Genomic DNA, 17,578 nt, shown 5'->3' on the forward strand with positions numbered 1-17,578 from the left:
AAGTCCCGTTTCCGGTGATCACGTCGACGAGTTGCGTCGGCAAATCGAGCAGTGACAGCATCAGTTGCGCGCGATGAGCATGACCGGACAAGGGGTGACGATAGAGTTTGATGGGGGTAGCGGGTGTAGCCGACATGATGATTCTCCAGAGAGTGAGGGACGAGGCGACGACGCGGGGCAGTTGCCGGGAGGCCAATACGAGCGCCAGTCACGGGTAGACATCGTCGGCGCAAAATCCTCCGAGCGGAATCGTCGTGCGGCGCAAATCACCATTCCAGTTCCTGCAATAATCCGGCAGGCCACGTTCGCCGTGGCCTGACCGCGACCGGACGATATGGCGGTATCTTCGTCGCTATAGCCTTTCGCCAGTTGGTGCATGATCTTGCCGGGTTGTTGCTTGCATTGCCGGCTTTCGTTCGTATAATCCCTGACTCTGCCGGGTCATACGACGTGGCAAGCATTCCGGGAGTTGGCATGAAGGGTTTCTTGAACCTGCTGGCGAAGGCAAAGCTGATCGAACTGTCGGAAGACGAGCGCCAGGCGGCCTCGGCAGAGGAGCCGCTGCAAGGAATTCCAATGGCCGGGACCGAGGCGCTTGCCGAGGCGCCGGAGCCGCCGCTGCACGCGCAAGCTTCCGGAGAGCCGGCAGCAGCGCCAGCCGCGAGTGCGCTGCCTTCGCTTGCGGAGGCCTGCCCGGACCTGGATGGCGATGCCCTGGAAGGGCATGCCTTCGAAGACATTTTCGCGGCGGCAGGGGTTCCTGCCTCGCCGTATCCGGCCGAAAAGCTGCTGCGTCTTCTCGACGGCCTGCGCGCCATGGATGCCGGGACCCGCAAGATGGCGGTGCTGGCGATGGATGCGGCCGACGACAACTGGCAGATCAGTGATTGCCTGAGCGACGCCGATCTCAAGATCACCGCGCTGGAAGACCACAAACGGCAGTTGTCTGCACAGCTGCAGGACCGCGAGCGGCAGTCCACCGAACTCGTCGATCAGATCAGGCAGGTGCTCGATGAGGGGACGGCTGCGATTCGCAAACAGATCGCCGAACTCGAACAGTTGCTGGAACGTGAAGTGACCCGCGCGGCGCAGGAAACGACCAGCGTCGAAGCCGGCCTGCGCGCGGCGCGGGAGTCTGCCGCGCGCGAGACGCGCCGTGTGGACGCCGAGATCGATCGCCTGCGTGAAATACCGATCACTTTCAAGGCGCCCGGCGCCGCTCACTGAACTTCCCAGCAAGGAGAACAACACATGGCTCAACTGACGCCACTGGCCAAGGGACTGATCACCGTCGTCGTTCTTGGCGTTGCCGGTTCGCTGGCCTGGAACTTCGGGCTCAAGGAGCGTTTTGCCGGTGGCGAGGCGGCGCCTGCGAAGCCGACGGCGGCCGCGCCCGCGCCCGCGCCAACGCCCGGAGCAACCACCCCCAAGTCGACGCCGCCAGCCAGGGCAGTGACGGCCGAAGACCGGAATGCGCCGCTCGGCAGCGCTGCCAACCCGCTGAAGGTCAGCCTGGTCAGTTTTCACGGCTATGCCCCGGCACTGGTGGCCAACGGCAACGACCTGAACACCCAGCCGGGTTCGATTTATGCCAAGGAGGGGGTCAATGTACGTTTCGTGATTCAGGACGACATTCCGACGCTGGCCACCATCTTCGAATCCGGCGCCGCACAGTGCGCCTGGCGGACCTCGGATTTCTGGGCGCAGGAACAGCCGAACCTGCGCAACGCCGGCCTCGATGGCAAGGCGGTGATGATCGTTGACAACACCCAGGGCGGCGATGCGGTGATCGCCCGCGATGCGGCAGTGAAAGCGGTCGAGGAACTGGCCGGTCGCTCGGTCGCGCTGCTGCAGTTCACGCCCTCACACGGCATGCTGATCGACGCCATCGACAATTCTTCACTGACCGCACGCAAGAAGGAAAGCATCAAGATGGTATTCATCAACGCCGAGGAAGGAACCGCCGGCGTGCGCGCGGCGCTCGAATCCGGCGCTGTCGACGCGGCCGTGCTGTGGGATCCGGATCTGGCACTCGCTCTGCGCAATGTCAAGGGAGCGCATGTCGTCTATTCGACCCGGACGGCGACCAACCTGATCTTTGACGTGATGGTCTGCGACGCTCGTCTGCTGGCTAGGCCGGAAGGGCAGGCGGTGGTACAGAAGTTCGTTGCCGGCTGGATGGCAGGCGTGCAGGCGGCGCGTGCCAACCCCGACAACGCCGTGGAAGCGCTGGTCAGGACGCAGGAGTTCTTCAAGTTGCTGGCCGACAAGGAAGGTAGACCGTTCGTCAAGAGCCTGTTTTCCAATCTGGTGTGGACCGGCGTCGAGGATAACGCGCGCATTCTCGGGCTGGTCGGCGGCACCAATCATTACGAACGGGTCTACAAGCGCTTCGACGAGATCTATCGCAAGGCCGGTGCGCTGGCCAATCCCAAATCACCGGTGATCGCGCCGCAGGACAGCTTCGACTATCGTTATATCAAGGCCCTGCTCGGGCAGAACCAGGCTGCGGCAGAAGCCGCCGCCAGGCCGCAAACGACATTCACCCAGGCGGCGCAGAAGGAGGCGACGCAGCAGGAGGCGATGGTGACCAAGCCGGTGACCGTTGGTTTCGCCTCGGGGAGCGCCGAGTTGACCAAGCGCGCGCAAAAGACGGTCGATACCGAGATAGTGCCGTTCATCGAGAACAACGGCAAGGCCTACTTCGAGGTCAGCGGCAATTCGGATGCTACCGGTGCCCGCGAGGTCAATCTTCGTCTGTCGGCAGCGCGCGCACGCGCGGTGGTGGACTATCTGGCGACGCAATGGGAGTTCCCGCGCGAGCGTTTCAAGATCGTCGGCAACGGCCCAGACCGGCCGCTGTGCGTCGAAGCCAACGCCGCCAATGAAGGGCTCTCGATCGAGGAATGCCGGGCGCTGAACCGGACGACGCGGGTCGCCGTTTTCGGCGGCCGCTGACCCGCATGCCCTGGCTGAGTGCATGAGCGAATTCTGGAACCCCTACGCGCCACTCGATGGCCGACAGCGGCAATGGCTCGGCGTCGGCTCGGTGCTGGCGCTGTTGCTGGTGTGGAGCCTGCTGACGGTAACTGGACTGGTCAGCTCGACCAAACTGCCGGCACCCTGGGATGTGGTCACGGCGCTGTCGTATCTGAGCTGGCACGACGGCGACAGCATGTTGTTCACCGCGACGCTGTGGTCGGTCGGCCGCTTGCTCGTCGCGGGTGTGCTGGTGATCGCCATCGGCATTCCGATCGGCATCTGCATGGGCGCCGCACCGCGCGTGAACGCTGCCCTGTCGCCCTTGGTCGATCCCTTCCGTTCGGCGCCGGTGGTCGCGCTGCTGCCGATCCTGGTGATGTGGCTGGGCATCGGCGAGACGATGAAGATCGCCTTCCTGTTCATCGGCGCCGTGGTCTATCTGATTCCGATGGTCCGTGACGCGATCCAGGCGGTGCCGCAGAGCTACTGGATCGGCGCCCGCGACCTCGGCGCGACGCCCTGGGAATGCATCCACCGGGCGGTGATTCCGATGGCCATGCCGCGCATCGCCGATGCCGTGATCGTCGCCTTTTCGGTGATGTGGACCTACATCACCGTCGCCGAATACGTCAATGCACGCCAGGGCCTCGGGCAGTTGATCCAGAATGCCCGGCGCTTCAGCGCCTGGGATCAGGTCTTTGCCGGCATCATCGTGATCATTGCGCTGGCGCTGGCAACCTATCAATTCATGGTCTGGCTGAAGCGCCGCCTGTATCCCTGGGAGACGCAGCAGTGAACGTGGCGGCCAAGCCGGCAGGGATCTCCGCAGCGGCAGCCAGACCGCTGTCGGTGGTCGTCAAGGACATCGTCCAGGAATATCCGGCGCCCGGCGGTAGCGTGACGCGAGTCATTGACCAGGTCTCGCTGAGCTTCGATCAACCAGGCATCAGTATGCTGCTCGGACCCTCGGGCTGCGGCAAGAGCACCCTGCTGCACATGCTCGGCGGGGTGCGGCCGATGGGCATCGATACGCCGACGGCGGGCAAGGTTCTGATCGACGGGGTCGAGTGCATCGGCCCGCACGACGATGCGGTGATGGTCTTTCAGCGCTACGCCAATCGGCCGGATCTGACGGTGTTCGACAACGTCGCTTTCCCGTTCCGGCTCAATCTCTGGAAAGCACGGGTACCGGAAGCCGAGTGGCGGCAGCGCGTGGCCGACATCCTCAAGGCGGTCGGACTCGCGGACAAGCTCAAGCTGCGGCCGGCGCAGCTCTCCGGCGGCCAGAACCAGCGCGTTGCGCTGGCGCGCGCACTCGTCCTGCGGCCACGCATCCTGCTGATGGACGAGCCCTTCGGGGCGCTCGACGCGCAGACGCGCGAGGAAATGCAGCAATTGTTGATCGAGTTGTATCAGTCCTGGCCGTGCCTGGTGGTCTTCGTGACGCACGATGTTACCGAGGCTCTGGTGCTCGGCGACCGCGTCATCGTCCTGTCCGCACAACCGGCGCGCGTTGCCGATGATTTCGTGATCAGCGAGGCTCGACCGCGCTCGGCCACCTGGCAGCGCTCGCGCGAGGCGCAGGCGCTCGAGGAGCGCATTCTCACGCAACTGCACCAGGCCAGTCCCGGCAGGGGACAGGTGCGGGTGACGGTGTAACCATGGCCGAGGCGAAACCCTCCTACGTCCGGGAGGTTCTGACCAGTCAGACCAATCTCTACGCCTTCCTTGGTTCGCTGGCGGTCGGAGCATTGCTCTCGATCCCCTTCGGTTTCGCGGTCGGTGCGGTGCCGCTGATCGCTTTTGCCGCCGGCGACATCCTTGCCGCGCTGCACATCCCGTCGTTGCCGACCTTTCGCGAAAAGGTCGATCGGCGCTGGCGGGCGAACGTCCGGCAGGCCTCGCGCGAGCAGTTGATGACCGAGATTCAGAAGCGCTCGGGCAAGCGTGCGCTTTCTGCGCCGACCTTGCGCATCTATCAACGCATGTACGAACGCGTGCAGTCGCTCTATCAGCGTGCCGACAGCGGCCATGGCCGTCTCGCCTGGCGTGATGTCGAGCAACTCGACGAGGTGACGCTCGAATACCTGGCACTGTGGCTGGCGCTCCTGGTCATGGATGACCGCGCCGAATCGGTCAATCTGCGCGAGGTCGAACAGCAGGTGGCGGCGCTCGACAGAGAACTCGCTGCACCCCGTCCCGGCACCGACCTGCGGCAGTTGCAGAAGGCGCGTACCGATTATCTGGCGATCATCGAGCGGCACCACCGCATGCTCAGTCGCCGGCGGGCGCTCGAGGCGGCGATGCTGTCGATGCCTGACCAGCTCGACGAGATTTATCAGACGATCATGACGCTGCCGGTGAGCGAAGACGTCGGCACGCGGCTCGAAGAGGCGATCGGCAAGCTGCGTCTACAGGAAGACATCGAGGCCGACCTCGCGAGCGATCTCGCCGAAAACTTGCCGGGCATGGCGATGCCGACCACGACGGCGGCACGGCAGCGGCGACTGGTCGCGGTGGGCGGCCGCGGCCGCGTCGGTTAATGTGAAAGTCGCGTATGCGACTCACGAATGGCCGGATAACCGGCTCACGAAAGGAAGAAAGCGATGGCTGACATCAATTTTGTCGGACGCCTGTCCAACCTCTGGTCGGGCTTTGTCTCGCTGTGGATCACCGATGTCGAAAAGCGGCATCCCGAAATCGCTTACCAGAATGCCATCGACTCGATGATCGGGAAATACGGCCAGCTGAAGAGCGCCACCGCAGCGATCATGCGCCGGCGTGAGGAGATCTCGGCGCGGCTGGAGAACGAGCGCAACGAACTCGCGGCGATCTCGGCCGACCTCAACGCCGCGCTCGCCACCAGTCAGGACGAACTCGGCATCGTCCTGATCCAGAAAAAGAACGCCCTCGAAGCCAGCATCAAGGTGCTGGAGCAGGAAATGGAACAGGCCCGCACCGACGCACAGGAGGCGAAGGATTCGCTGATTCAGATCAAGGCCGAGATTCAGAAGCTCAAGGATGAGAAGGATCGCATGCTGGCGCAGATGCACAGCGCACAGGCGCGGCTGAAAATTCAGAACCAGCTCGACGGCCTGTCGGTCGATGCCGAAGTGCGGGCGCTCGACAACGTCCGCGAACACATCAGGAACACCGTTGCCGAGGCCAAGATGGGCAGCGAACTGCGCGATTCCGATCTCGACATCAAGCTCGCGCGGCTGCGGCAGAGCAGCGGCGCGATCACCGCCCGCCAGCAGCTCGAGGAAATGAAGCGCGCGCGCAGCGTCCAGACCGATACCACCGGCAAGTCGATGTGATGCGCGATGTGATGCCCACTGCCATGCGCGACAGCAGGCGCCGCCCCGCCCGCTTCCCGGCATGAGCCCCGGCAGCGACGGCCGGCCAGCCCTGCCGGCATGGGCCGAGACGCTGCGCCAGAAATACCTGGCCGGCGAGGCCTCGGTCTTCGTTCTCTACCGCAATGTTTTCGACCGTTATCGGGTCGGCGAACGCTATTACACGCTGTTGCCCTTCCTCAGCGAAGTGCTGCTCAAGGACAACAAGCAGCACATCTACGAACTCAGCATCGATCGCGGCGTACGCGTCATTCAGGGCGGCAGCGCCGAAGAGAAGGCCGAACTCTACCGCCATCTTGAAGGCAAGGGACTCAACGGCATCTTCGAGTCGCTTGAACGGCAGATGCGCGAGCAAGGCTCCAGCGCGCTCCTGATTCCCTATGCTGGAACCCTTTTCCCGGCCGCCGAACTGCATCTGCTCTCGCTCGAGGAGCGTGGTGCCTTCACCGCCCTGCATCGCTGGTCGCTTGACGAACAATTTGCCAATCGCGACAACGTCGTCCTCCTGGTCAGCGAATCCCTGGCCGACTTGAGCCCGGCGCTGCTGACGCATCCGCGTGTGCTGGCGATCGAGCTGCCGATGCCCGATCGTGCCGACCGGCACGCGGCGATCCGGCATTACGCGCCCGGCATGCCGGTAGCCGAGGCCGAGCCGCTCGCCGAGCACACCGCCGGCCTGCGCCTGATTCAACTGGCCAGCATCGTCGCCAGCGAAGCGCCGCTGGGATTGAGCCAGGCGCAGCGGCGGACGCTGATTGCCAGCCTGCTGCAGGGTAGCCCACAGGCTGCCGAGCGCGCCGAGAAACTGGCTGCGATCACTGCCGGCATGACGCCCGCCGAAATCGGCCAGCTCGTCGATCCGACACGCGTGCTGCCCGGGAACGGCGATCCGGCAGGCGAGATGATGGCCGTGGTGCGCCAGCGCAAGCGCGAGTTGATCGAAAAAGAATGCGCCGGACTGATCGAATTCATCGAACCGCGGCATGGCCTGGAGAGCGTCGGCGGCAACGCGCAGATCAAGGGCGAATTGCTCGACATCGCGCGCCTGATCCAGGGCGGCGAGCGCGCGCGCGCGCCGATGGGACTGCTTGCAGTGGGGCCGATGGGTGCCGGCAAGACCTTCGTGATCAAGGCCTTTCTCAAGGAAGCGGGGCTATCCGGGATCGCCCTGAAAAACTTCCGCTCGAAATGGGTCGGATCGACCGAGGCCAATCTCGACCGCGTCCTGGCAACCGTCAAGGCGATGGGACCGATCGCACTGCTCATCGACGAAGGCGACCGCAGTTTCGGCCGGCAGGGTGACGACACCGACGGCGGCACCAGTTCGCGGGTCATTGCCCGTCTCAAGGAATTCATGTCCGATCCCGAGAATCGCGGCCAGGTGCTGTTCATCCTGCTGACCAACCGCCCCGACAAGCTCGATACCGACATCAAGCGCCCCGGCCGCCTCGACCGCAAGATCCCCTTCTTCTACGCCGAGACCGCGGCCGAACGTGCCGCCGTCGTCCGCGCCGTTTTCGAGCGCTACCGGGTGTCCGTCGATTTCCCGGAAGAGCACCTGCTGGCCGCCTGCGAGGGACTCGATGGCTATTCCAATGCCGACCTGGAAGCCCTTGCTCTGCTCGCTGCCGAGTTTGCCGAGCGGGCGAAGCGTGCCGATTCGCCCCTTCCTTTGCCCGCGCGAGCAGGCGCCGCGGCTACCCCGGCCGTCAGCCGGGAAGTTTTCGCGCTTGCCATCGATGACTTCATGCCACCGCAGGAAACGACCATGGTGCGCTACATGGAAATGCTCGCGGTCGCCGAAACCTCACGGCGCTCGCTGCTGCCGCAACGCTTCCGGTCCTTGTCCGCGCGCGAGGTGCAGGAACGGCTCGCCGAGTTGCGGCGTGAGATCCTCTCTTGAAGGAGTTCCTATGTTCCCCCTGCTTGAAAATGTCTCCCTCGATGCCGACCAGAGCATTGCCGCGACCCGCCTGCTGTTGCGCATCGCGCATGTCGATGGCGCCAGGACCACCGAAGAGGTGGCACTGATTCGCTGGTTCCACGATAGCGGCTGCGACGCCAGCGTCGACTGGCCGGCTTTCGATAGCCTGCAAGAGGCCGGGCCGGGTGGTGAATTCTCCTGCACCTTCGGTGCAGCGGCAGAGCGCGACCTGGTAGTCGCTACCTGTCTGATGGTCGCCTATGCCGACGGCGTGCTGACCCCCGAGGAACTGGCGGCAGTACGCGATGTGGCCGAAGAAATCGGTATGCCGTCAACGCGCGTCGATGAACTGCTGGCATTGGTCAAGGACTACATCCTGTCGCAACTGGCCAATCTGCCCGACGCCGGCTCGGTGGCGGTCGTGGCGCGCGAACTCGGCTGAAGTTCTGCGGGGTTCAAAGGAAGGCTCGGCCGACTCACGGCTGCATCCTTGCGTGAGGCGCAGGGCCGGCATGCATGCGACCTCAGGACCTTGCAGGTGGCGGGCGCAGACGCGTCCGAAATGATACGCCGAGAGGTTCCCGGGCCGACGTGTGTCGGTTTTTTTTACATCTGGTTCGCGCCATTGTGGTCAAGAAACCCGATTCATTAGCCAAGCGATTGATATATAAGGTATATAATACACGGGCACGAATTTTGCTTAAGGTATCGATGTCCGGCGCTTGTTTCGGGACATGACCCAGGCGGTACTCGATGTCACTTTGAGTGCCGTAAAGAACGAGTTTTTACATTGAGACCCCAAGGAGAAATCAAGTGAAAATCAAACAGACCATGAAAAAGATGGCAGCCTCCTGTGCTGTAGCCATGTTTGCTTTTGGCGCGCAGACCGCGCAAGCGGTTCCCGTCGATCTTGAGCTTTACCTGGCGCAGGACGTGTCGGGCAGCGTGGATGGCACGGATTTTACGCTGTCGCGCAGCGGTATCGCCAGCGCCTTCCAGAGTGCGGCGGTGATCAGCGCCATCCAGAGCGGGGCAATCGGCAAAATCGCCGTGAAACTGGTGGACTTCTCGAATGCCGTGCACTTGGCGGTCGACTGGACGGTCATTAGCGATCTGGCCAGTGCGACTGCTTTTGCCAACGCGGTTTCGCTTGCCCCACGCGGCGCGGGAGGCGGCAACGACGGGCAGAGCAACCTGATCAATACTGCGCTAGCCGACATCAACGGCAACAATTTCGAGGGAACGCGGCGTACCCTCGACATCGCATCCGAGGGTGCGCAGGACATCGACGGCTGCGCTTTCAACAATGTGGTCTGCCCGACAGTTCAGGCGGCGCGGGACAATTTCCTGACGAACGGCGGGACCACGATTAACGCGATCTGGTTGAACGACCGCGATTTCTTCGGTCTCGACGCGACCGACCTCATCAACGCCTTCCAGTATGGCAGCACGAACGTCATTGGTGGTCCCGGCTCCTTCCAGGCCTTCGCTCAGGACTTCACCGCTTTTGCTCCGGCGATCGAGAAAAAGATTGAGCGCGAGATCAGGGGTTTGCCCGAGCCTGGCATTCTGGCTCTGCTCGGCCTCAGTCTCGGTGCATTCGGATTCGCGCGTCGGCGCGCGTAAGGCAACTGATACTGCCTGACCTCGGGAACCATCACTTTGACAAAGTGGGACAGATGTCCCACTTTGTCTTTGCGACTCACTTCCATGCCAGATCGCGGCGCCGGATCTTGCCGTTGGCAGTGCGCGGCAAGCTGTCGGTGAAGAGGATCTCGCGGGGACATTTGTAGGCCGCCAGATGTTCATGGGCGTAGGCCAGCAGCGGCGCGGCGTCCAGTCCATCGGGCTCGTCGGGGTCGCGCGGCACCACGAAGGCCGCGATCACGCGGATCCCCTCGCGCACCGCCATTTCGGTCACTGCCACTTCCGCCACCGCCGGATGTTTGCTCAGGCAATGCTCCACCTCCAATGGCGACACTCGGTAGCCCATGGCATTCATCATGTCGTCGTTGCGGCCATGATAGATCAGGTAACCGTCCGCGTCGAAATGTGCCAGATCGCCACCGATGAACCACTCGCCCCGGTACACCAGTTCCTCTTCGTCCGCTCGGTTCCAGTAGCCCAGCATCAGGCCTGGATCGCTGCGATGTACCGCCAGCAGCCCGGTCTCTCCCGGCGGCAATGGCTCCTCCCCACCCTCGACCGGCAGTGCCACCACGCAGCGGCCCTGCTGTGGTTTGCCTGAACTGCCCGGCCGTACCGCTACGCTGGGCGACGAAGAGATGTAGGTCGAGCATTCGCTCATCCCCAAAGCTTCGTACAGTTCCTTGCCGGTCGTCGTCCGCCACTGTTCCAGCAAAGCGGTGCCCAGCGCCTCGCCGGCGGTCAGGCCGTGGCGCAAGCGGGAAAGATCGAACGCGCGCAGGTCGTTGTACTTCAGTATCTGCCGATACAGCCCTGGCACCGCGGCGAACAGGGTTGCCCGGAATTTCTCCATGAGCATCGGCCAGACCGTGACATCGCGAGGCCCGTTGTAGAGCACCGCGGTCGCGCCGTTGGCCCAGGGGTCGGTCAGACCGACCCCCAGCGTATAGGTCCAGTTGAACGCACCGGCGTGCAGGATCACATCATCTTGGCGGATGTCATACCAGCCCTGATACATCGGTCGCCGTCCCCAGGCCGAGCGCTGGGCGTGCAACACTCCTTTGGGCTGGCCGGTGGTGCCGGAGGTGTAAATCAGAAAGGCGGGATCGTCGGCAGCGGTATCGGCGTAATCGAGTCCCTCGTGCCGGTTTCGCAACAACGCGATGTCGCTGGAACCCAACACTTGCACGCCCGGCGGAGCCTGGATTGTCAACTCCTCCGACATGGCGACAATCCGGGCGCCGGAATCGGCCAGCAGAAAATCAGCTTCCTCCTCGGTCAGTTGCGCCGAGGACGGCAGCGGTACACAACCGGCGGCGATGGCGCCGAAGAACAGCAGTGCGTAATCGCTGGTATTGCCCATGCGGATCATCAGCCGTGCCCCTGGTTCCAGACCCAGAGCACGCAGCCCCGCCGCCATTTGTCGGACGGCTTTGTCCAGTTGCGCGTAAGTCCAGTGTTCCGCTCGTTCGGCCAGTGCCTTGGCGTCGGACACCACGACCAGTGCCACCTTGTCCGGGGTGGCCCGGGCCGCTGCCGACAGACAGTAGCGCGCCATGTTGAACCGTGCCGGCGGCAACTGGCCAGTGTAATGCCAGCGATCTCTCATCTTTCGTCTTTACTCGTGAGCCTGCGGTGGATTGCCTTTCATCCGGTACACCAGCCCGGTCTTGGTCGTTCCCAGAGACAGCCAGTCGCGACCGGTCGTTTGCAGTGCGATGAAAAACTGACGGCAGCGTTGCATGGCCTTCTCGTGCAGTTCGTCCCGGCGCCTGAACTGGGCCTGGAATGCGAACTCACCGCAGAGTGGCTTGTGCGTGCCGCGCTCGCGCCAGATCGCAATATTGGCGTCGGCGGTAACCCCGTGGCCAAAATCGAAGGTCCCGAGGTCCTGCAGGATCTCTTCGACGATTGCGCCGTTGACCAGCGCCAACTGGTCGGCGCCTGCCAGCTTCAGGGAGTCCAAAGCCGGGAACATCCGCGCCAGGCCGCTCAAGAAAGTGTGCGCACCTTCGGGTTCCTGGCTCAAGGGAAATTGCGCATTGTGTGAGAACAGCAAGCGATACGACCCGACCTGATCTTTCAACGGCAGTGTTTCCGCCTTGAACTTGATCCGATAGTGGCCGGCAATCTGCGGCCGCACGTCCAGGTCAGCCGCCGTCTGCATTTCGGGATGGCGGAATTTGAAGACGATCTCCGGTTCCCCGGCAGGAAAACCATCTTCATAGGTGACGCGCTGCCGCAGGATGAATGCATTGTTGTAAAGACGGAAGTCGGCGGTGTCAAAAAACTCCACCTCTCGCACCTGTGGCTTCAGGGCCACTCCTTTGCTAAAGAAATCAATCCCGAATTCTTTCGCCGTCCGACGGGCGAGTTCGCCGTACTCGAAGAATACTTTTGCTGCGATGAAACGATCGGGTTTCAGGATCAGCTTACACTCGAGATATTGCACCTCATCGAGCGGATGACCGTCCGAGTACTTGCCCTGTTTGATCTGGAGAAACCGCTGGTGACCCATACCATCGTCAGTTTTCGGCAGCGTGCCGTTTTCCTCGTTCGCCATATTGCGTAGTCCCTTATTGTGAAAATGCTGCTCACCCTTCGCTCGAGGGTAACTCGGTGAAGCTTTATGGTACTGCCGCACCGCTTTCTTTGCCGGCAACGCGCACCGGCCAGATTCTCGACATCAGCCAAGTGAAAAACAGGCCGACAATGCAACCGAGGAGGACCTCGATCACGCGCATCACGCCGTCTTCGACGCCGCTCTCCTTGGAATGATGAATCAATCCCGAAGCGATCACCAGCGCAGCAGTGATCGGTGCCTGACGCCACATCGCCGGTACGCGAACGACGTAGGTCGAAAGCAGGACTGTCGCCGCCATGGCCAGCGGCAGTTTCCACTGGCTCGAACTGCTGCCGACGACCAGGAACAGCAAGCCCACGGTACAGCCAAGCAAGGTATTGAAGATCCGGCCGCGGAACGTGGCCATTGCCTCGTGCATGTTCGGATCGCTCACGGCGATCATCGCGCTGATCGCCCAGATCGGATTGGTACCGACACCCAGCCGCAGCAACAGCCAAAGTGTGCCGCTCGCGATGAAGATATGCGTGGCGAAACGCACGCCAACCAGATCGGCTTGCCGTAGACGCTGCACTGCGCTCCGCAGTCGATCGAAGCCCGGCGCGCTCTGCTGGCCATTGTCTCCCGATCGCTGCCCTGCAGAAAACGCCTGGATCGCCTGTCGCATTTTGCGCCGCTCCTCGATGAGTTCGAGTTGGCGATTCTGAAAACTTTGTACGACGGTGAACAGGACGCCGGTGGACCAGGCAAAAGTCATCAAGCCCGCAATGGCGATCATGCCTTCAAGCAAATTCCAGTCGTCAGACAAATCGATACTGCTGCCCAGGGTGGTATATTCCAGGAGCGCGAAATAGAACGACGTGTCAAATCTGGGAATTGCTTCTGTGGCTACGAAGAAAGATGCCCAGACGGCGACCTCGAGCAGATGCACCAGAGTGATCAGCCAGCTGGCAAGGATGACGTTGCCGAGCCCCCAAAGGAAGGAATGCGTGCCATTCGCCCTCTGCTGCAGGGTACGGCTGATATCGAGCGTCAGGATCATGCCAAATCCATGCACGGCCATGGTCGCTGCGACCAGCGCGATCCCCCAGCTCACTTCGGTAAAAGAGGTGATGTATTCGGGAATGGGGGTATCACTCATTTGACGAGAGTTTCCACGAGTTTGATCTACAGGCGCTGTGTCAAGGTAGCGATGGGCGGGCGTACTGTGACATATTGTGAGCAAATGTGGTCTACAAATGAGCATGAGCATAGGTGAATCGGGGTGAGTTTGTCAGTCTCGCAATCAATCGGCACTTTTGTTCACTTTCTCTGGCAGTTCAACCCGGTGAGGAGCGAACCTCTGCAAAAGCACTCGTTGCAGCTTGCGCAGGGTAGAATCGTGGCCTCAATCAAGGAGACGTAACGATGACTGTTGGCAAAAGATTTGCCGCTTCAAGCGACGCGGCCGGCGCACTCCGGCTGGCCCGCAAAACAGCAGGTGGCCTTCTCGGGGTGCTGCTGCTCGCTGGCTGTGCCGACCTGATGGGGCCGAGCTCTGACGTGACGGTCAGCGATCCGCTGCGAATCACGCGCACCGGTTTCCTCACCGACTACAACCGCTTGACGACAGCGCCCGGCGGTGATGGTGCGCTGTGCTGGCGGAATCCGGATCTCGACTTCAAGCGCTACAACAAGGTGATGATCACCCGCATCCTGGTCAGCCTCAAGCCGGATCAGCAGCAGGCGGTCGATCCGACCGATCTCAAGGCGCTGGTCGATTACTTCCACGCCTCACTGGTCAAGACCCTGAAACCGCAGATGCAGGTCGTGGATCAACCAGGACCGGGGGTGATCGTGCTGCGCATCGAGATCTCCAACCTGGTGCCGACGCAGGTCGGCCGCAGCGTGGTGGGCACGGCGATTCCCTACGGCTTCGTCGCCGAGGCCGCTTCGGGTCCGGCGTCGGGCCGGCCGGCGGGTTCGACGCCGTACCTTGGCGAAACCGGCATCGAAATGCAGTTTCTCGACGGTGCCAGCAACGTCGTGCTGGCCGAATGCGCCGATACCCAGATCGGCCGCAAATATGCGGCCGACATCGATGCCGGCGCTGCCGGTGCCACCGACACCTGGATCAAGGGTTACATGAGTTCTTTCCAGAGCTGGGCATACGCGCGCGACGCATTCGACAAGTGGTCACTACAGATTGCCAACCGCTTCGCCGTCTTGCGAGGGAGCAAGGCGCAGTAGCCAGTGGCCTGCGGACATCAGTATCCATCCGACCCTTTCATTCACTCCCGATATCCCCACCTTGCCGGGTCCGGGGGAATCGCGAGCATGCTAGAATAGCGGGCTTAAACAAGACGACGACATTCCTGCCGAAGTCACGTCGCCAGCGGATAGAAGATGGAAGCTTTCGCCAAAGAAACCCTCCCGATCAGCCTCGAAGACGAGATGCGTCGATCGTATCTCGATTATGCGATGAGCGTGATTGTCGGACGCGCGCTGCCGGATGCACGCGATGGCCTCAAGCCGGTGCATCGGCGTGTGCTGTACGCCATGCACGAGTTGTCGAATGACTGGAACAAGCCGTACAAGAAATCGGCGCGGATCGTCGGCGATGTCATCGGTAAGTACCATCCGCATGGCGACACGGCGGTCTACGACACCATCGTGCGCATGGCGCAGGATTTCTCGTTGCGCTACATGCTGGTTGATGGACAGGGCAACTTCGGTTCGGTCGACGGCGACAATGCGGCTGCGATGCGTTACACCGAAGTGCGCATGGCGCGTATCGGGCACGAATTGCTCGCCGACATCGACAAGGAAACCGTCGATTTCGGACCCAACTACGACGGTTCGGAGGAAGAGCCGCTGGTCATGCCGGCGCGCATTCCGAACCTCCTGATCAACGGCTCGTCGGGGATCGCGGTCGGCATGGCGACCAACATTCCGCCACACAACCTCGGTGAAGTGATCGATGCCTGCCTCGCGCTGCTCGGCAACGCCGGGATCGGCGTCGACGAGCTGATCGATCTGCTGCCGGCACCCGACTTTCCGACCGCCGGCATCATCTACGGCCTCGCCGGGGTCCGCGAGGGCTATCGCACCGGGCGCGGGCGCGTCATCATGCGTGGCAAGGTGCACTTCGAGGAGATGGAGAAGGGCAACAATCGTCAGGCGATCATCATCGACGAACTGCCTTACCAGGTGAACAAGCGAACGCTGCTCGAACGGCTCGGCGAGCTGGTCAACGAGAAGAAGATCGACGGCATTTCCGATCTGCGCGACGAGTCCGACAAATCGGGCATGCGTGTGGTGATCGAGCTGAAGCGTGGCGAAGTGGCTGAAGTGGTGCTCAACTGCCTGTACAAGCAGACGCAACTGCAGGATACCTTCGGCATGAACATGGTCGCCCTGGTCGATGGGCAGCCGCGCCTGCTGAACCTCAAACAGATGCTCGAGTGTTTTCTCTGGCACCGGCGCGAGGTGCTGACCCGGCGGACCGTTTTCGAATTGCGCAAGGCGCGCGAGCGGGCGCACATCCAGGAAGGCCTGGCGGTGGCGCTCGACAATGTCGACGAGATCATCGCCCTGATCAAGGCTGCGCCGACGCCGGCCGATGCACGCCGCGGGCTGATGGCCAGGCACTGGACCTCGCCGACGGTCGCCGAGATGCTGCGGCGAGCGGCGATCGATGCGACCCGTCCGGAAGGGCTGGATCGCGAATTCGGCCTGGCGGAGAACGGCTACCTGCTCTCGGAAGCACAGGCACAGGCGATCCTCGAACTGCGCCTGCAGCGCCTGACCGGCCTCGAACGCGACAAGATCGTTGCCGATTACGGCGAACTGCTCGAACGCATTGCCGACCTGATGGACATCCTGGCGCGTCCCGAGCGCATCACCGAGATGATCGTCGACGAATTGACCGGCATCCGCGCCCAGTTCGCAGACAAGCGTCGCTCGCAGATCGTCACCCACACCCAGGATCTCGGGATCGAGGATTTCATCACTCCGGTCGACATGGTGGTGACGCTCTCGCATACCGGTTACATCAAGGCGCAGCCGCTTGCCGACTATCGAGCACAGCGGCGAGGTGGACGGGGAAAGCAGGCAGCAGCGATGAAGGCGGACGATTTCGTCGACCATCTGTTCGTGGCCAATACGCACGATTTCATCCTCTGCTTCACCAACCGCGGGCGTGTCTACTGGCTGAAGGTCTATGAGGTGCCGCAGGGGACGCGCAACAGCCGCGGAAAACCGATCGTCAACCTGTTTCCCTTCGAGGATGGCGAGAAAATCAGTGCCATCCTGCCGGTCAAGGAGTTCGCCGACGATCGCTACATCTTCATGTGCACCGCCAACGGCACGGTCAAGAAGACGCCGCTGTCGGATTTCTCCAACCCGCGCAAGGCCGGCATCATCGCCGTCGCCCTCGACGAGGACGATGTCCTGATCGGCGCCGAGATCACCAATGGTCTGCAGGACGTGGTGCTGGTTTCCGACGTTGGCAAAGCGGTGTGGTTCGACGAGGAAGACGTTCGCCCGATGGGGCGTACGGCGCGCGGCGTGCGCGGAATGCGGCTCGCGGACCAGCAACAGGTGCTGTCGCTGCTGGTTGCCGACAACGATCAGCAAACGGTGCTGGTGGCCACCGAGAATGGTTTTGGCAAACGCACGGCGCTCGCCGATTTCCGCCATTCCGGTCGCGGCACGCAGGGGGTCAAGGCGATTGCCGCCAGCGAACGCAACGGCAAGGTCGTTGCCGCCCGCCTGGTGCGTGACGAAGACGAAATCATGCTGATCACCACCGGTGGCGTGTTGATCCGCACGCGCGTGCGCGAGATTCGCGAACTCGGTCGCGCCACCCAGGGGGTGACGCTGATCGCGCTCGACGCTGGGGAGAAGCTCGCCGGACTGGAAAAAATCGTCGAGAGCGACGAGTACGTTGAAGGGGTCGAAGGGATTGAAGGCGTGGAACAGGTGGCCGAGGGTGAGGACACTGCAGCGGTCGAGCCTCCCGGCACTGCTCTGGATCAGGAATAGCATGTTCGGTATGTTCGAACGCGCACCTTGCCGGATGGACGGGTCACGACGCCACCTGGGGTG

General features: G+C 62.5%; 14 protein-coding genes and 1 pseudogene. 11 read left to right on the plus strand and 4 right to left on the minus strand.

The genetic code is table 11. The features are described 5' to 3' along the window. Positions 1-4: 4 nt before the first annotated feature. A pseudogene (locus tag V5B59_RS01945) lies at positions 5-136 on the minus strand (glutathione S-transferase); the annotation flags it as partial. A gap of 338 nt (positions 137-474) precedes the next feature. On the opposite strand from V5B59_RS01945, the gene V5B59_RS01950 reads away from it, so the two are divergent. From V5B59_RS01950 to V5B59_RS01990, 9 genes are all read left to right on the plus strand, one after another. Beyond that, positions 475-1,227 carry a methyl-accepting chemotaxis protein gene (locus V5B59_RS01950; protein ID WP_169070557.1) on the plus strand — a complete coding sequence of 251 codons (753 nt, stop codon included), beginning with the start codon at positions 475-477 and terminating at the stop codon, positions 1,225-1,227. A 24-nt stretch (positions 1,228-1,251) separates the two neighbouring features. Then, positions 1,252-2,958 carry a phosphate ABC transporter substrate-binding/OmpA family protein gene (locus tag V5B59_RS01955; RefSeq protein WP_169070558.1) on the plus strand — a complete coding sequence of 569 codons (1,707 nt, stop codon included), beginning with the start codon at positions 1,252-1,254 and terminating at the stop codon, positions 2,956-2,958. 22 nt (positions 2,959-2,980) lie between these two features. Continuing rightward, on the plus strand, positions 2,981-3,778 hold the full coding sequence (locus V5B59_RS01960; RefSeq protein ID WP_169070559.1) for an ABC transporter permease: 798 nt from the start codon (positions 2,981-2,983) through the stop codon (positions 3,776-3,778). Continuing rightward, entirely contained in the window at positions 3,775-4,641 is an 867-nt protein-coding gene (locus tag V5B59_RS01965) for an ABC transporter ATP-binding protein (protein ID WP_308240124.1), read from the plus strand. Before V5B59_RS01960 ends, V5B59_RS01965 begins: the two co-directional genes overlap by 4 nt. Positions 4,642-4,643: 2 nt before the next feature. Then, positions 4,644-5,525, plus strand: coding sequence for a hypothetical protein (locus V5B59_RS01970; RefSeq protein ID WP_169070560.1), 882 nt, complete (start codon positions 4,644-4,646; stop codon positions 5,523-5,525). 63 nt (positions 5,526-5,588) lie between these two features. Next, positions 5,589-6,299, plus strand: coding sequence for a PspA/IM30 family protein (locus V5B59_RS01975; protein ID WP_169070561.1), 711 nt, complete (start codon positions 5,589-5,591; stop codon positions 6,297-6,299). A 61-nt stretch (positions 6,300-6,360) separates the two neighbouring features. After that, positions 6,361-8,241 (plus strand): ATP-binding protein, encoded by a 1,881-nt coding sequence (locus tag V5B59_RS01980; RefSeq protein ID WP_169070562.1) that lies wholly within the window; start codon positions 6,361-6,363, stop codon positions 8,239-8,241. 10 nt (positions 8,242-8,251) lie between these two features. Next, positions 8,252-8,704: a TerB family tellurite resistance protein gene (locus V5B59_RS01985; protein WP_034914042.1), complete on the plus strand. Its 453-nt coding sequence runs from the start codon at positions 8,252-8,254 to the stop codon at positions 8,702-8,704. A 371-nt stretch (positions 8,705-9,075) separates the two neighbouring features. Beyond that, positions 9,076-9,888: a DUF1194 domain-containing protein gene (locus V5B59_RS01990; protein WP_169070563.1), complete on the plus strand. Its 813-nt coding sequence runs from the start codon at positions 9,076-9,078 to the stop codon at positions 9,886-9,888. A 76-nt stretch (positions 9,889-9,964) separates the two neighbouring features. Here the strand turns inward: V5B59_RS01990 and V5B59_RS01995 are convergent, their stop codons facing one another. The 3 genes from V5B59_RS01995 to V5B59_RS02005 form a co-directional block, all read right to left on the minus strand. Then, the gene (locus V5B59_RS01995; protein ID WP_332351520.1) at positions 9,965-11,518 is read right to left on the minus strand and encodes an acyl-CoA synthetase; all 1,554 of its coding nucleotides are present in this window, start codon (positions 11,516-11,518) and stop codon (positions 9,965-9,967) included. Positions 11,519-11,527: 9 nt separating this feature from the next. After that, positions 11,528-12,472, minus strand: coding sequence for a hypothetical protein (locus V5B59_RS02000; protein ID WP_248594862.1), 945 nt, complete (start codon positions 12,470-12,472; stop codon positions 11,528-11,530). Between the two features lie 64 nt (positions 12,473-12,536). Further along, on the minus strand, positions 12,537-13,631 hold the full coding sequence (locus V5B59_RS02005) for an FUSC family protein (RefSeq protein ID WP_169070564.1): 1,095 nt from the start codon (positions 13,629-13,631) through the stop codon (positions 12,537-12,539). Between the two features lie 266 nt (positions 13,632-13,897). Between V5B59_RS02005 and V5B59_RS02010 the strand changes: the two genes are divergently transcribed. Then, positions 13,898-14,719 (plus strand): DUF3313 domain-containing protein, encoded by an 822-nt coding sequence (locus tag V5B59_RS02010; protein ID WP_169070565.1) that lies wholly within the window; start codon positions 13,898-13,900, stop codon positions 14,717-14,719. A gap of 156 nt (positions 14,720-14,875) precedes the next feature. Then, positions 14,876-17,515, plus strand: coding sequence for a DNA gyrase subunit A (gene gyrA / locus V5B59_RS02015; RefSeq protein ID WP_332351521.1), 2,640 nt, complete (start codon positions 14,876-14,878; stop codon positions 17,513-17,515). The last annotated feature ends 63 nt before the right edge of the window (positions 17,516-17,578 follow it).

This window comes from Candidatus Accumulibacter contiguus (assembly GCF_036625285.1).
GTDB lineage: Bacteria > Pseudomonadota > Gammaproteobacteria > Burkholderiales > Rhodocyclaceae > Accumulibacter > Accumulibacter contiguus.

What these genes read in the sequence shown, in the direction of transcription:
- gyrA (WP_332351521.1), top strand. Translation starts at nt 14,876, where the DNA reads ATGGAAGCTTTCGCCAAAGAAACCCTCCCGATCAGCCTCGAAGACGAG.
- V5B59_RS01960 (WP_169070559.1), top strand. Translation starts at nt 2,981, where the DNA reads ATGAGCGAATTCTGGAACCCCTACGCGCCACTCGATGGCCGACAGCGG.
- V5B59_RS01975 (WP_169070561.1), top strand. Translation starts at nt 5,589, where the DNA reads ATGGCTGACATCAATTTTGTCGGACGCCTGTCCAACCTCTGGTCGGGC.
- V5B59_RS01970 (WP_169070560.1), top strand. Translation starts at nt 4,644, where the DNA reads ATGGCCGAGGCGAAACCCTCCTACGTCCGGGAGGTTCTGACCAGTCAG.
- V5B59_RS01950 (WP_169070557.1), top strand. Translation starts at nt 475, where the DNA reads ATGAAGGGTTTCTTGAACCTGCTGGCGAAGGCAAAGCTGATCGAACTG.
- V5B59_RS02010 (WP_169070565.1), top strand. Translation starts at nt 13,898, where the DNA reads ATGACTGTTGGCAAAAGATTTGCCGCTTCAAGCGACGCGGCCGGCGCA.
- V5B59_RS01985 (WP_034914042.1), top strand. Translation starts at nt 8,252, where the DNA reads ATGTTCCCCCTGCTTGAAAATGTCTCCCTCGATGCCGACCAGAGCATT.
- V5B59_RS01955 (WP_169070558.1), top strand. Translation starts at nt 1,252, where the DNA reads ATGGCTCAACTGACGCCACTGGCCAAGGGACTGATCACCGTCGTCGTT.
- V5B59_RS01995 (WP_332351520.1), bottom strand. Translation starts at nt 11,518, where the DNA reads ATGAGAGATCGCTGGCATTACACTGGCCAGTTGCCGCCGGCACGGTTC.
- V5B59_RS01980 (WP_169070562.1), top strand. Translation starts at nt 6,361, where the DNA reads ATGAGCCCCGGCAGCGACGGCCGGCCAGCCCTGCCGGCATGGGCCGAG.
- V5B59_RS02000 (WP_248594862.1), bottom strand. Translation starts at nt 12,472, where the DNA reads ATGGCGAACGAGGAAAACGGCACGCTGCCGAAAACTGACGATGGTATG.
- V5B59_RS02005 (WP_169070564.1), bottom strand. Translation starts at nt 13,631, where the DNA reads ATGAGTGATACCCCCATTCCCGAATACATCACCTCTTTTACCGAAGTG.